At 58.7% G+C, this 12,859-nt stretch carries 11 protein-coding genes and 1 pseudogene; 11 read left to right on the forward strand and 1 reads right to left on the reverse strand.

The genetic code is table 11. The features are described from left to right. Window positions 1–69 precede the first annotated feature (69 nt). Window positions 70–666, reverse strand: coding sequence for a TetR/AcrR family transcriptional regulator (locus tag AAFM46_RS05295; protein ID WP_343319951.1), 597 nt, complete (start codon window positions 664–666; stop codon window positions 70–72). Between the two features lie 113 nt (window positions 667–779). Here AAFM46_RS05295 and AAFM46_RS05300 point away from each other — a divergent pair, with 113 nt between their 5' ends. From AAFM46_RS05300 to AAFM46_RS05350, 11 genes and pseudogenes are all read left to right on the forward strand, one after another. Further along, window positions 780–2,387 carry a carboxyl transferase domain-containing protein gene (locus AAFM46_RS05300; protein WP_343319953.1) on the forward strand — a complete coding sequence of 536 codons (1,608 nt, stop codon included), beginning with the start codon at window positions 780–782 and terminating at the stop codon, window positions 2,385–2,387. Between the two features lie 6 nt (window positions 2,388–2,393). After that, window positions 2,394–4,616, forward strand: coding sequence for a biotin carboxylase N-terminal domain-containing protein (locus tag AAFM46_RS05305; RefSeq protein WP_343319954.1), 2,223 nt, complete (start codon window positions 2,394–2,396; stop codon window positions 4,614–4,616). Between the two features lies 1 nt (window position 4,617). Next, window positions 4,618–5,781 (forward strand): acyl-CoA dehydrogenase family protein, encoded by a 1,164-nt coding sequence (locus AAFM46_RS05310; protein WP_283531148.1) that lies wholly within the window; start codon window positions 4,618–4,620, stop codon window positions 5,779–5,781. A 71-nt stretch (window positions 5,782–5,852) separates the two neighbouring features. Then, window positions 5,853–6,617 (forward strand): annotated as a pseudogene (locus AAFM46_RS05315) (CoA transferase subunit A); the annotation flags it as partial. A gap of 63 nt (window positions 6,618–6,680) precedes the next feature. Continuing rightward, complete coding sequence (locus AAFM46_RS05320) at window positions 6,681–7,334, forward strand: CoA transferase subunit B (protein ID WP_343320366.1); 654 nt, start codon at window positions 6,681–6,683, stop codon at window positions 7,332–7,334. Continuing rightward, complete coding sequence (locus AAFM46_RS05325) at window positions 7,331–7,855, forward strand: MaoC family dehydratase (protein WP_283531147.1); 525 nt, start codon at window positions 7,331–7,333, stop codon at window positions 7,853–7,855. Before AAFM46_RS05320 ends, AAFM46_RS05325 begins: the two co-directional genes overlap by 4 nt. Before the next feature lie 48 nt (window positions 7,856–7,903). Next, a complete protein-coding gene (locus AAFM46_RS05330) occupies window positions 7,904–8,713 on the forward strand; it encodes a CoA ester lyase (RefSeq protein ID WP_343319955.1) in 810 nt (269 codons plus the stop codon). A gap of 216 nt (window positions 8,714–8,929) precedes the next feature. Continuing rightward, window positions 8,930–10,144, forward strand: coding sequence for a 1-deoxy-D-xylulose-5-phosphate reductoisomerase (gene dxr, locus AAFM46_RS05335; RefSeq protein WP_283531145.1), 1,215 nt, complete (start codon window positions 8,930–8,932; stop codon window positions 10,142–10,144). Window positions 10,145–10,166: 22 nt separating this feature from the next. Then, entirely contained in the window at window positions 10,167–11,498 is a 1,332-nt protein-coding gene (locus tag AAFM46_RS05340) for a site-2 protease family protein (RefSeq protein ID WP_343320367.1), read from the forward strand. 113 nt (window positions 11,499–11,611) lie between these two features. Next, entirely contained in the window at window positions 11,612–12,220 is a 609-nt protein-coding gene (locus AAFM46_RS05345) for a MarR family transcriptional regulator (protein WP_283531144.1), read from the forward strand. A gap of 119 nt (window positions 12,221–12,339) precedes the next feature. Continuing rightward, on the forward strand, window positions 12,340–12,858 hold the full coding sequence (locus AAFM46_RS05350; RefSeq protein ID WP_343319956.1) for a hypothetical protein: 519 nt from the start codon (window positions 12,340–12,342) through the stop codon (window positions 12,856–12,858). The last annotated feature ends 1 nt before the right edge of the window (window position 12,859 follow it).

The following is a 12,859-nucleotide window of genomic DNA, read 5'->3' on the forward strand; positions in this document are numbered from 1 at the left end:
CCGCGCAGCTCAGCGGCGTGTTTGCGTGAATATTAGTGAGCAATGGAGGCGGTCAGCTCAGTACAACGTCTAGACGCCGGTCAGTGAGGCCCACGCCATCGCCTCAAGCACCGGTCTAGCCGGGGGGTTCTGGGCTCCGTGGATGTGAACGCTGTGTGGAGTTGAGTTGATCAGGCCAAAAACGGCGTGTGCCTGCAGCCGGCAAATAGCGGCTCCGCGCTGCGGGAAAAGCCGGCCCAGTACCTCAACCCACAGCTCCACATAGGCGCGCTGTAATGATCGGACGGAAGCTCGCTCAGCCTTGCCCAAGCTCTCAAAGTCCCTGTCCTGGACCCGGATAACGTCAGGCTTTGTGAGGGCAAAATCGACGTGGAAGGCTATCAGGGCGTGCAGGGAGGCGTCGGGGTTGGGCGTTGATTCAAGCACGGAGCGCCCCCCGGCCAGCAGCTCCTCACTGACATCCACCAGCAGAGCCCCCAAAAGTGCTTGTTTGCCGTTGAAATGTCTATACACGGCAGGGCCACTTACCCCGACAGCGGCCCCCAGATCTTCAATGGAGACGCCATTGAAGCCGCGCTGGGCGAACAGCGTCGCTGCGGAGGTCAGCAGGGCGGAACGGCGATTGGCTTTTGCCTGGGTGCGGGGCGTTACGGGTTGTTGATTCATATCTACCCCTGACGTAGGAACTGTGCTGGACAACCAAGAAATCACAGACTAACCTGAAACTCAGTTAGTGGTTATTAACTTAGTGTAGCTTTGATTGAGCAAATGAGGGGTCGATGGAGACTTTGCAGAGCCAGGTGGAACCCGCCGGGGAAGCGTTCGAGCGCAACGGTGCACAGCAGCGCACTTTGGTGGAGGAACTGCGGCAGAACCTGCGGAGAACATCGCTGGGTGGGCCGGAAAAATCCCGCGAGCGTCACATTTCACGCGGTAAGCTGCTGCCTCGGGACAGAGTTGACCATCTTCTGGATGCGGGCAGCCCGTTCCTTGAAGTTGCTCCGTTGGCAGCCCATGAAATGTACGACGGCGCGTCCCCCGGAGCCGGTGTGATCGCCGGCATCGGGATGGTGCGGGGTCGCCACGTGATGATTGTGTGCAACGACGCCACGGTCAAGGGCGGCACCTACTATCCCATGAGCGTGAAGAAGCACCTTCGCGCCCAAGAAATTGCCCTTGAGAACCAACTGCCGTGCATTTACCTCGTGGATTCCGGTGGTGCCTTCCTGCCCAAACAAGATGAAGTGTTCCCCGATAAAGAGCACTTTGGCCGGATCTTTTTCAATCAGGCCCAGATGTCTGCGAAGAAGATTCCGCAGATCGCCGCTGTGATGGGCTCCTGCACCGCTGGCGGCGCCTATATGCCGGCCATGAGTGATGAAACTGTCATTGTCCGCAACCAGGGCACCATCTTCTTGGGCGGCCCGCCCTTGGTAAAAGCCGCCATCGGTGAAATTGTGACGGCAGAGGAACTCGGAGGTGGAGACGTCCATGCCAGTATCTCCGGTGTGGTGGACCATCTGGCGGAAAATGATGAACATGCTCTTGCTATTATCCGGGATATTGTTGCCACCCTGCCACCGAACCCGGCCCCGGCATGGGCTGTAGAGGAAAGCCGCGAACCCCTGGTGGATCCCGCGGAACTCTACGGGGCCGTACCCACCGACTTGAACACCCCTTACGACATTCGTGAGGTGATAGCCCGGCTGGTGGACGGCAGCAAGTTCCACGAATTCAAAAAGAACTACGGCACCACTCTTGTCACGGGTTTTGCCGCCCTGCATGGACACCCGGTGGGCATCGTAGCCAACAACGGAGTGCTCTTTAGCGAATCGGCCATGAAGGGCGCCCACTTTATTGAGCTGTGCGACCAGCGCGGCATCCCCTTGATTTTCCTGCAGAACCTTAACGGGTTCATGGTCGGCAAAGACTATGAGCACGGTGGTATTGCCAAGCACGGAGCCAAGATGGTCACCGCCGTCGCCACCGCGCGTGTACCAAAACTGACTGTTATTGTGGGTGGCTCTTTTGGCGCCGGGAACTATTCCATGTGCGGTAGGGCCTACAGCCCGCGATTCTTATGGATGTGGCCGGCCGCCCGCATATCTGTCATGGGAGGTAACCAGGCGTCCTCGGTTTTGGCCACGGTGAAACGGGATGCCCACGAAAGGAATGGGGAACAGTGGACCCCGGCCCAGGAAGCTGAGTTCAAGGCTCCCATTCTGGCCCAGTATGAAGACCAGGGTAGCCCGTACTATTCCACCGCGCGTCTCTGGGACGACGGCATTATTGACCCCGCGGACACCCGCACAGTTTTGGGGCTTGCCCTGGACGTGTGTGCCCGGACCGCGCTGCCCGAGACCGCTTTCGGTCTCTTTAGGATGTGAGCCACCATGACAACACTTACCCAGTCCAGTCCGCACGAACCAAAGCCTCCTGTTCCACCGCTTTTTGATACGGTCCTGGTGGCCAACCGTGGGGAGATTGCCTGCCGCGTCATCCGCACTCTAAAGGATCTGGGCATCCGATCGGTGGCTGTATATTCAGTGGCCGACGCCGGAGCCCGGCACGTGCGTGAAGCCGACCAGGCTGTTTGTATAGGGCCCGCCGCCGCCGCTGAAAGCTACCTGAATATAGCGGCGGTAGTGGCGGCGTGCCGTGAATCAGGGGCCCAGGCAGTCCACCCGGGCTATGGGTTCCTGTCCGAAAATCTTGCCTTCGCGCAGGCTCTGCAAGACGCTGAGATCACCTTCATTGGTCCCAACATTCAGGCCCTGAATGTTATGGGAGATAAGATCCGTTCCAAGAATCACGTGGTAGCTGCAGGGGTGCCTGTGGTGCCCGGGATTTCCCAGCCGGGATTATCTGACGCCGATCTGATAGCGGCCGCTGTGGACATCGGATATCCGCTCCTGATCAAGCCCTCCGCCGGAGGTGGCGGCAAAGGCATGCACAGCGTTTTCTGTGCTGAGGACCTGCCAGCAACTCTGGCCACGGCCCGCCGCGTGGCTGCTGCCGCATTTGGTGATGACACGCTTTTTCTTGAACGGCTGGTCGCCAACCCGAGGCACATTGAAGTACAAATTTTGGGTGACAACTTTGGCAATGTCATTCATCTAGGCGAAAGGGAGTGCTCACTCCAGCGCCGCCACCAGAAAGTCATTGAAGAAGCCCCGTCACCGTTGCTTGAGGGGATGGACTGCGGCGAAGAGGTTCGTCAGCGCATTGGGGCAGCGGCGTGTGCTGCGGCCGCCAGTGTGAACTATACGGGTGCAGGAACCGTGGAATTCCTGGTATCCAACGACAAACCAGATGAGTTCTTCTTCATGGAGATGAACACCCGCCTCCAGGTTGAACACCCCGTGACTGAAATGGTGGCCCGTGCCAAGGGGGAGGCCCTTGATCTGGTGCGTTGGCAGGTTCGGATAGCAGCAGGGGAGAAGCTCAGCTTCACTCAGCAGGATGTCAGCTTGGAAGGCCATGCAGTTGAGGCCCGCGTCTATGCCGAAAATCCGGCGCAAGGATTCCTGCCAGCGGCCGGGACTGTGGTGGCGTTGGATGAATCCGTGGCCCAGCGCTCTGGACTGCGCGTTGACAGCTCACTCATGCAGGACCTGGAAATTTCCGCAAACTACGATCCCATGCTTGCAAAGGTCATCGCGTGGGGAAGGGACAGAGTGCAAGCTCTGGAACGGCTGGATGAGGCCCTGCGCGATTACATGGTGCTGGGAGTACCCACCAATATTGAATATCTGCGCCTGCTCATCAATGATCCCGATGTTCAAGCCGGGCGCCTCGACACCACCTTGATTGAACGCAAACTCCCGGAGCTGTCCTTTAGAACTGTTGACGCCGGAGATTACGCAGCGGCAGCCTTGGTTGTGCGGGCAGTTGAGCAGTCAGGTGCGCTGGGGCGGGGCAAAGCCATGGGAGAAACTTCCTGGCACGGAACAGATGGCTGGCGGTTAGGTGATTCCGCGCCATGGCGGATGTCGTGGGCCGCTGGCGAACGCACGGCAGTGGTGAGAGTCAGCGGAAGCAGAGACGGTGGAAGCAGAGTCAGCGGAAGCAAAGATGGCGACGGCGGGAAAGGTCCCGGCGTCGTGCAGGTCATGGGGCCGGAAATATCCGATTCCGAACCCGCACAACTGATTATGCAGGCTAACGCCCAGGGGCGAACAGGACACGCCGTGACTATGCGGTGGTCGGATCAGGAACGCGAATACCAGATCGCGGTGGCTGGCAAGAGAGTTTTTCTGGGCAATGCCGGCTGGAGTGCGCAGCTGCAACGTCTGGACCGTGAGGAGGCAACCGCGCGAATGCTTGCGGGCCTTGAGCGTGAACATGCCAGCGCCGATCCGCAGGTACGCAGCCCCATGCCGGGCACCGTCACCATGCTCAATGCGGCCACGGGAGATCAGGTTGTGCCAGGGACGGTACTACTCGCGGTGGAGGCCATGAAGATGGAACACCAGCTGGTAGCTGCGATCGCCGGCACAGTGCACATCAGCGTCGCTGTTGGGGCGCTGGTTAAAGCAGAGCAAGTGCTGGCCCATGTGGTCCCCGATCAAACAATTGAAAACCCACCAGCAACTCCAAACCCTGAAGGGGAATAATATGCCAAATTTTGAGCTCAATGACGAGTACCAGGCCCTCAGCGACATGGTGCGGGACTTTGCCGACAACGTGGTGGCACCGGTCGCGGCAAAGCACGACCAGGAGCACAGTTTTCCCTACGAGATCGTCTCTCAGATGGGCGAACTTGGCCTGTTTGGGCTGCCTTTCCCGGAGGAGTTTGGCGGCATGGACGGGGACTACTTTGCCCTCTCCCTAGCGCTGGAACAGCTGGGCCGGGTGGATCAGTCGGTGGCCATCACCTTGGAGGCGGGAGTGTCCCTGGGGGCCATGCCTGTGCACCGCTTCGGCACACAAGCCCAAAAGGAGCAGTGGCTGCCCTCCCTGACCTCCGGAGCAGCGTTGGCAGGCTTTGGTCTGACCGAGCCCGACGCCGGATCCGACGCCGGTGGGACCGCCACCAAGGCGCGCCTTGAGAACGGGGAATGGGTGATCGATGGCAGCAAGCAGTTCATCACGAACTCAGGCACGGACATCACCAAGTTTGTCACCGCCACTGCCGTAACCGGGACCTCCGAACGCAAGGATGGGTCGGTGAAAAAGGAAATCTCCACCATCATTGTGCCCAACGGAACGCCCGGATTCACGGTTGAGAAGGCCTACAACAAAGTTGGCTGGAACGCCTCGGACACCCACCCGCTGAGTTTCGCCAATGTTCATGTTCCCGAAGAAAACCTGTTGGGCGAACGTGGCCGTGGCTATGCCAACTTCCTGTCCATCCTGGATGAGGGCCGGATTGCCATTGCGGCCCTTGCCACAGGTGCGGCGCAAGGTTGCGTGGATGAGTCGGTCCGCTACGCGAAGGAACGCAGCGCATTTGGTCACAACATTGGCCACTATCAGGGCATTTCCTTCAAAATCGCGCGCATGCAGACCCGTGCGCACCTAGCCCGACTGGCCTATTACGATGCCGCCGCGCGCATGCTGGCAGGCAAGCCTTTCAAGACTGAAGCGGCCATCGCTAAGATGGTCGCAAGCGAGGCGGCCATGGACAACGCACGGGACGCCACGCAGGTCTTTGGCGGCTACGGCTTCATCAATGAGTTCTCCGTAGCTAGGCATTACCGGGATTCAAAGATTTTGGAGATCGGCGAGGGCACCACCGAGGTCCAGCTGATGCTCATCGCCCGCGATCTGGGCCTCTAAACCGACTGGGCCTCTAAACCGACTGGGCCTCTAAACCGACTGGGCCTCTAAACCGACTGAAAGGTACCGCCATGATCAACAAAGTAGTTGCCTCCCCGGCTGCGGCAATCCATGACATTACTGACGGTGCATCCCTGGCCGTAGGCGGCTTCGGCCTGTGCGGGATACCCGTGGCATTGATTCAAGCTGTCCATGACGCTGAGGTTTCCCAGCTGGAAACTATCTCTAACAACTGCGGAGTTGATGATTGGGGCCTTGGCATCCTGCTTCGAGATGGACGGATCCGGCGCACCATTTCCTCCTACGTGGGGGAGAACAAGGAATTTGCCCGTCAGTTCCTTGCCGGTGAGCTTGAAGTTGAGCTCACACCGCAGGGCACGCTGGCCGAGAAGCTGCGTGCAGGTGGTGCTGGTATACCGGCTTTCTACACCGCCGCAGGGGTGGGCACACAGGTCAGTGAGGGTGGCCTGCCTCGGATGTACGACGGCGCTGGCGGGGTTGGCGTAGCCTCCCCACCCAAGGACGTGCGTACTTTTGGTGAGGCAGAGTTTGTGTTGGAGGAGTCTCTGACTCCCGACTTCGCCCTGGTCCATGCCTGGAAGGGGGATAAGCACGGGAACCTGATCTTCCACGCCACCGCCATGAACTTCAATCCACTGTGCGCCATGGCCGGACGCATCACTATTGCAGAGGTGGAAGAGCTTGTGGAACCCGGAGAGCTGGATCCCGAGCACGTCCATGTTCCCGGGATTTTTGTTCAGCGGGTGGTTCATGTTCCAGCTGGTACCCCGGGGAGTGAGAAGCGTATTGAAAAGCGCACGGTATCTGTTCCGGCAGATGCGGTTGCTCAGACCTCCGAACCAGCCCCGGCGGTAGGTAACACGGCAGTAAGCAAAGCCGTGCCGCTGACCCGCAATGAGCTGGCCGCACGGGTGGCACGCGAGTTGCACAACGGCCAATACGTCAACCTCGGTATTGGTATGCCCACGTTGATCCCCAACTACATCCCTGAGGGTGTGGAGGTGGTGTTGCATTCAGAAAACGGGCTCCTTGGCATTGGACCCTACCCGCTGGAAGCTGATGTGGATTCAGATCTGATCAATGCCGGTAAGGAAACCGTCACCGCCAATAAAGGGGCCGCGTTCTTTGATTCGGCTACCTCGTTTGGCATGGTGCGTGGCGGGCACATTGATGTTGCCGTCTTGGGGGCCATGCAGGTTGCCGCTAACGGTGATCTGGCGAACTGGATGATTCCTGGCAAAATGGTCAAGGGTATGGGTGGGGCCATGGACCTGGTATTCGGTGCCAAGAAACTCATTGTCATGATGGAACATGTGGACAAGTACGGGGCACCAAAGATTGTCCCCGCGTGTACTTTGCCACTGACTGGAAAAGGCTGTGTTGATCTGATCATCACTGACCTAGCCGTTATTGAGGTCACCCCCGACGGACTGGTGCTGAAGGAATTGGCCCCCGGAGTCAGCGTGGAGCAGATAGTTGGTGCAACCGGAGCGCCGCTGAACGTGGCGATGCATGATCTGGACAACGTATGAGTGAGCTGCGGGCCACGCCAGAGCCCACTGACGTTGATCCCCTGACCACGCCTGCCGTGGTGAGGCAAAGAGGGTTGTTCTTTGAAGAACTCCAGGTTGGTGTGCTGTATCAGCACCGTCCTGGGCGAACACTGACCGAGACGGACAACGTTTTGTTCACCACCATGACCATGAACACTCAGGCGCTGCATCTTGATGCCGCATTCAGTGAGGGGCAGCCGTTTGGCCAGCGCCTCATGAACTCCATGTTCACTCTGGCCACCATGGTGGGCCAATCCGTGGCCCAGCTGACGCAGGGGACCATTGTGGCGCAACTGGGAATGAGCGATATTTCCTTCCCGCATCCGCTGTTCCATGGCGATACCCTGTACACCGAAACGGTAGTCACGGACAAGCGGCTTTCCGCCTCCCGGCCCGGTCAGGGGATTGTGACTATGGAACACACCGGACGCAACCAGTCCGGCGTCGTGGTTGGAAAAGCCAGCAGGACTGCACTTTTCTGGCTTAAGCCAACCAACTAGAACGCCAACTATAAGGAGCACGCTATTTCTCGCTACAGCGAATTCACCATGGGACCGGCACTCTTGTTCGCACCTGCTGACAGGCCTGAGCGGTTCGCCAAGGCCGCCGAGCGCTCGGATGCTGTGATTGTGGATCTAGAGGATGCCGTGGCGCCAGCGGCCAAAGCCCAGGCCCGCGAAAATATGCTCAATTCCACCCTGGATCCGGCAAAAACAATGATCCGGATCAACGCCCTGGACACGGCTGAGTCCGCATTGGATCTAGCCGCCGTGCGTGCGAGTAAATTCACCACCATCATGGTGGCCAAAGCTTCTCACGTCGATGCCATCGCAGCGCTGAGCGATTTTAGTGTGGTGGCGCTGTGTGAAAGTGCGGCAGGGGTCCTGGCGGCTGCCAAACTGGCCGAACTACCCAACGTTGTTGCGCTCATGTGGGGTGCTGAGGATCTGGTGGCCTCCCTTGGCGGTACCTCCAGCCGCTTTGTCCGCGGCCCACAGGCGGGTGGATACCGTGCCGTGGCAACCCACGCGCGCTCGCAGCTACTGCTGGCCGCTGGGGCGGCGGGCAAAGTTGCTATTGATTCCATCTACGCCGATTTCGCGGACCTTGCTGGGCTGGCTGAAGAGGCGGAAGATGCTGTGGCCAGCGGCTTCGGCGCCAAGGCCAGCATTCATCCCTCCCAGGTTGCCGTGATCCGCGACGCTTACCGTCCCACTGCTGCGGAGGTGAGCGCGGCTGGCGAATTATTGGCGGCGGCCGATGCCGCAGGGACCGGCGTATTCGCCTACAAGGGGCAGATGGTGGATGGCCCAATTTTGCTCCACGCCAGGCAAACCCTGCGCCGCTCCGCCACCTAACCCCTGACGCTCGCTCACTCCACGTTGTGTTTTCCTTGACGCTCGCTCACTCCACGTCATGTTTTCCCTGACGCTCGCTCACCTAAGGTTCTGTTCAGGAACGGGATTGAGCATGCCGGAGTCCCCACGGGATGTTGCGTTGAAACGGAGAGCTTTTTCCGCGGCTTGAGCCATGGTGAGTACCTGGCCTGGCCACTAGTGCGGAATACTGGTGTTATGGCGAATCGTAAAATAATCATCCTCGGCTCAACTGGTTCTGTCGGCACACAGGCGATGGATGTTGTGGAACATGCCAAGCTGGCCGATGGGAGCCCGCGCTTTACCGTCACAGCGCTAAGCGCTGGCGGAAACAACCTTGATTTGCTGGCCCGGCAGGCTGTTGAACTGCGGGTTTTGGCGGTGGGTACGGCGTCGGACGACGCCGGTCGCTTGCGTTCGCTGATTGACTCACATGCCGCTGCGGCTGGCCTGAAAGGCTTTGCACCAGAGATCTTGGCCGGAGCGGATGCTTCGACACGTATTGCCGCGTGGGGAGCGGGGACAGCCTCTGCCGCTGATGTGGTGCTTAATGGCATCACCGGATCCATTGGGTTGGCGCCCACGTTGGCGGCGTTGGGGACAACCGCCATTTTGGCGCTGGCCAACAAAGAGTCATTGATTGTTGGCGGAGCTTTGGTTAAAGACGCCGCTTCGCCGGGTCAATTGGTCCCTGTGGACTCAGAACATTCAGCCCTGGCCCAAGCCCTGCGTTCAGGCTCTGCGGATGAAGTAGACAAGCTGATAGTGACAGCGTCCGGCGGACCTTTCCGCGGCCGCAGCCGGGAAGAGTTGGCGCATGTCACACCGGAACAGGCACTCAACCACCCCACATGGGATATGGGCCCCATGGTCACCACAAATTCAGCGACATTGGTCAACAAGGGGCTGGAAGTCATTGAAGCCCATCTGCTTTTCGATGTGCCGCTAGATCGAATTCAAGCTGTAGTCCATCCGCAATCGGTGGTCCATTCAATGGTGCAGTTCACGGACGGTTCCACGCTGGCCCAGGCTTCCCCGCCGGATATGCGGCTGCCCATCGCCATGGGATTGGGATGGCCGGATCGAGTACCCGGGGCAGTTCCGCCCTGTGACTGGACAAAGGCTGCCACCTGGACATTTGAGCCACTGGATAACGTGGCGTTTCCCGCCGTCGAACTTGCCAAGGACGCTGCGCGTCGGGGGAGTACCTGCCCTGCCGTATATAACGCTGCCAACGAAGAAGCAGTCCATGCTTTTCACGCCGGGCGGATAAGCTTTCTGGATATTGTGGACACGATTGCGCAGGTTCTCAGCGAACACACACCCGGTTCGCAGCTGACGCTCGAAACCGTATTGGAAGCTGAAGTCTGGGCACGGGCGCGAGCCAACGAGTTATTGGATGCCAAGGTTTAGAACAATTGAGCAAAGAAAGTAAATTGTGACTGTACTGCTTTTCATCGGTGGAGTGGCCTTCGTAGCCATTGGTATTGCCGTGTCCATCGCCTTGCATGAAGTGGGCCACCTGCTGCCCGCCAAACTGTTCAACGTTCGCGTAACGCGGTACATGATTGGTTTTGGACCCACAATGTTCTCCCGCAAAAAGGGTGAAACTGAATACGGTATCAAGGCCATTCCCGCCGGTGGCTATGTGGCGATGGTGGGGATGTACCCACCGAACCGTTCCGATGGCAGTGTGCGCCCCTCCAGCACCGGCATGTTTCAAACCTTGGCCAGCGAAGCGCGCAGTGCTGCCCACGAAGAAGTTGGCCCGGAGGATTCCAACAGGGTGTTCTATAAACTGCCCGTCTGGAAAAAGATCATCATCATGCTGGGCGGGCCCTTCATGAATCTACTGATCGGCGTTGTGCTCATGGCAGTGCTGTTGATGGGGTTTGGCTCTGCGCAAGCCACCACAACGCTTTCTGAAGTCAATGCGTGTCAGGTGGCCTATGGCCAACCTGTGCCCACCGACCTAAATAACTGCACCAAAACTCCAGCCGCCGCGGCCGGACTGCTTCCAGGGGATTCCATCACGTCCTTTGATGGTCAGGCCGTCACGGATTGGACTGCTTTTACAGAGCGAGTTCGAGCCTCTGCAGGCAAGAACGTAGCCCTCGTGTACGAACGTGGCGGGAAGAGCATCTCCACCACCATTACCCCGGTTTTGACTGCGCGTCCCGTCATTGACGCCAATGGATTGGCGCAAGTGGATGACGCTGGCAAAGCGGTTACCGTGCAAGCGGGTTTCCTTGGAGTTGGCCCCACCTCAGCCATGGTGCCGCAGCCGGCCTCGGCCGTGCTGCCGGCGGTGGCCCACAACGTCACTCAAATTGGCGGTGTGGTCTTCCAACTGCCACAGAAACTTGTTGGTGTGGCCAAAGCAGCATTTAGTTCCGAACCGCGAGATCCCAACGGTCCCATCTCTGTGGTTGGTGTTGGGCGTGTAGCCGGTGAAGTTGCAGCCATGGAGGAGGTGCCGCTCAGTGCCCGGGCCGCAACACTCATCGGTTTGCTGGCCGGAGTGAACCTGGCATTGTTTGTCTTCAACCTCATTCCGTTGCTCCCGCTCGACGGCGGTCACGTCCTAGGTGCGCTATATGAAGGTGCGCGGCGCACTGTTGCCAAGGTATTCAAGCGACGGGACCCAGGTCCCTTCGACATCGCCAAGCTATTGCCGGTCACCTATGTGGCAGCCATAGTCCTGATAGGCATGGGTGCGCTGTTGATTTATGCTGACATTGTGAAGCCTGTCAATCTCTTCGGATAGGGAGAGTTGCTTCGGGGTCTTGTTGGTTTTTTTACAGGCGCACAGTCCGCAAATTCTTCCCCAGACAAACATAAACGGTTGATTACTAGGAAACAATCAATTATGGTTTAGTCATGTTTGTTTTGACGATCGATCAGCGTGGTAGCCGCGTTCATGGCGATAAAGTTCCGCGGCTTTTGGCCGCGCTTGCCGACATTGACGCTCTTCGCGGCTTCGAGCGCTCTGTTGGTGATGAAGTGCAAGGAGTTATTGCGGACCCTGACGCGGTGGTTGAAGTGGTGGCGAGGGTTTTACGTGTTCATGATTGGTACATCGGGATAGGGGTCGGAGATGTGGGTCTACCCTTGCCTCCCAGCTCGCGCGAAGGAGCGGGCAATGCCTTTGTTGCCGCCCGCGAAGCTGTTGATGCTGCCAAAAAAACGGGCGAACGTGTCCCACTCAGTGTCAGAACTGTAGCCGGCTCGGAATGGGCGGATGCAGCAGAAGCTGTCCTGGTCTTGTTTGGTGATCTGATCCGGCGGCGGTCCCAAGCTGAATGGCGGGTTTTGGATGCGCTTAAGGCCTCTCCCAACTCGACGCAAAAACAGGTTGCAGCTCACTTGGGGATCAGCCCTCAAGCCGTCAGTAAGGCGATTCTCCGATCAGGTCACCACGAAGAGCTCAACGGACGTAAGGCAGCCAGGCTGCTCCTAAACCACGTAGAACCTGTCTCACACGGCTGAACTTTTCAGGCCCCGGCCCCTCTGGAATGTCAGTGCAGGGCGCTAGTGTGAAAGTCCTGAACTATTTCTCGCGACGATGCCAGCAGCTGCTCCGCAGTGGGCTGGCTTAAGGAGGCACCATGGAAGCGATCTGGATTGCTGTGGCCTTGATCGTGGCTGTGGCTTGTGGGTGGCCAGTCACAGCCGGCATTTTAGTGTTGGCGAAGTCCAAGCCAGTGCTGGCAATCGATGCCGCAGAGTCCATGGAGAGCCCGGCGCCAACGCCAATCAGTGAATTACCTCCTGCTGCTGGCACGGAAATGACATCTGAAGTGCAGATGAGCACGGTCGAGGAAACTCCGGGCAGAACTGGAACTACTCCCGAAGAAGGCAGCGGGTCCGGGCCCCCAGCTACAGGTGAGGTTTTGCGCGGAGGCCTGCTTATTGGGTTTCTTGAACGTGCGGCTGTCACCGTGGCCATCCTCTCCGGTCAGCCGGTGGCGATTGCCTATGTGGTGGCTATCAAGGGTTTGGGTAGGTATCCGGAATTGAAAAATACGCCAGGAGCCAGTGAGCGCTTTATTATTGGCACGCTAGCCTCGATGTTGTGGGCGGCCAGTGTTGCGGTCCTCGTGAAAACCCTGCTGCATATAGGCTGAA

Origin of the sequence: Arthrobacter sp. TMP15, from assembly GCF_039529835.1 — a bacterium.
Classification (GTDB): Bacteria; Actinomycetota; Actinomycetes; order Actinomycetales; family Micrococcaceae; genus Specibacter.

Coding starts and splice junctions, on each gene's coding strand:
- AAFM46_RS05295 (WP_343319951.1), bottom strand. CDS start 666: ATGAATCAACAACCCGTAACGCCCCGCACCCAGGCAAAAGCCAATCGC.
- AAFM46_RS05300 (WP_343319953.1), top strand. CDS start 780: ATGGAGACTTTGCAGAGCCAGGTGGAACCCGCCGGGGAAGCGTTCGAG.
- AAFM46_RS05305 (WP_343319954.1), top strand. CDS start 2,394: ATGACAACACTTACCCAGTCCAGTCCGCACGAACCAAAGCCTCCTGTT.
- AAFM46_RS05310 (WP_283531148.1), top strand. CDS start 4,618: ATGCCAAATTTTGAGCTCAATGACGAGTACCAGGCCCTCAGCGACATG.
- AAFM46_RS05325 (WP_283531147.1), top strand. CDS start 7,331: ATGAGTGAGCTGCGGGCCACGCCAGAGCCCACTGACGTTGATCCCCTG.
- AAFM46_RS05330 (WP_343319955.1), top strand. CDS start 7,904: ATGGGACCGGCACTCTTGTTCGCACCTGCTGACAGGCCTGAGCGGTTC.
- dxr (WP_283531145.1), top strand. CDS start 8,930: ATGGCGAATCGTAAAATAATCATCCTCGGCTCAACTGGTTCTGTCGGC.
- AAFM46_RS05345 (WP_283531144.1), top strand. CDS start 11,612: ATGTTTGTTTTGACGATCGATCAGCGTGGTAGCCGCGTTCATGGCGAT.
- AAFM46_RS05350 (WP_343319956.1), top strand. CDS start 12,340: ATGGAAGCGATCTGGATTGCTGTGGCCTTGATCGTGGCTGTGGCTTGT.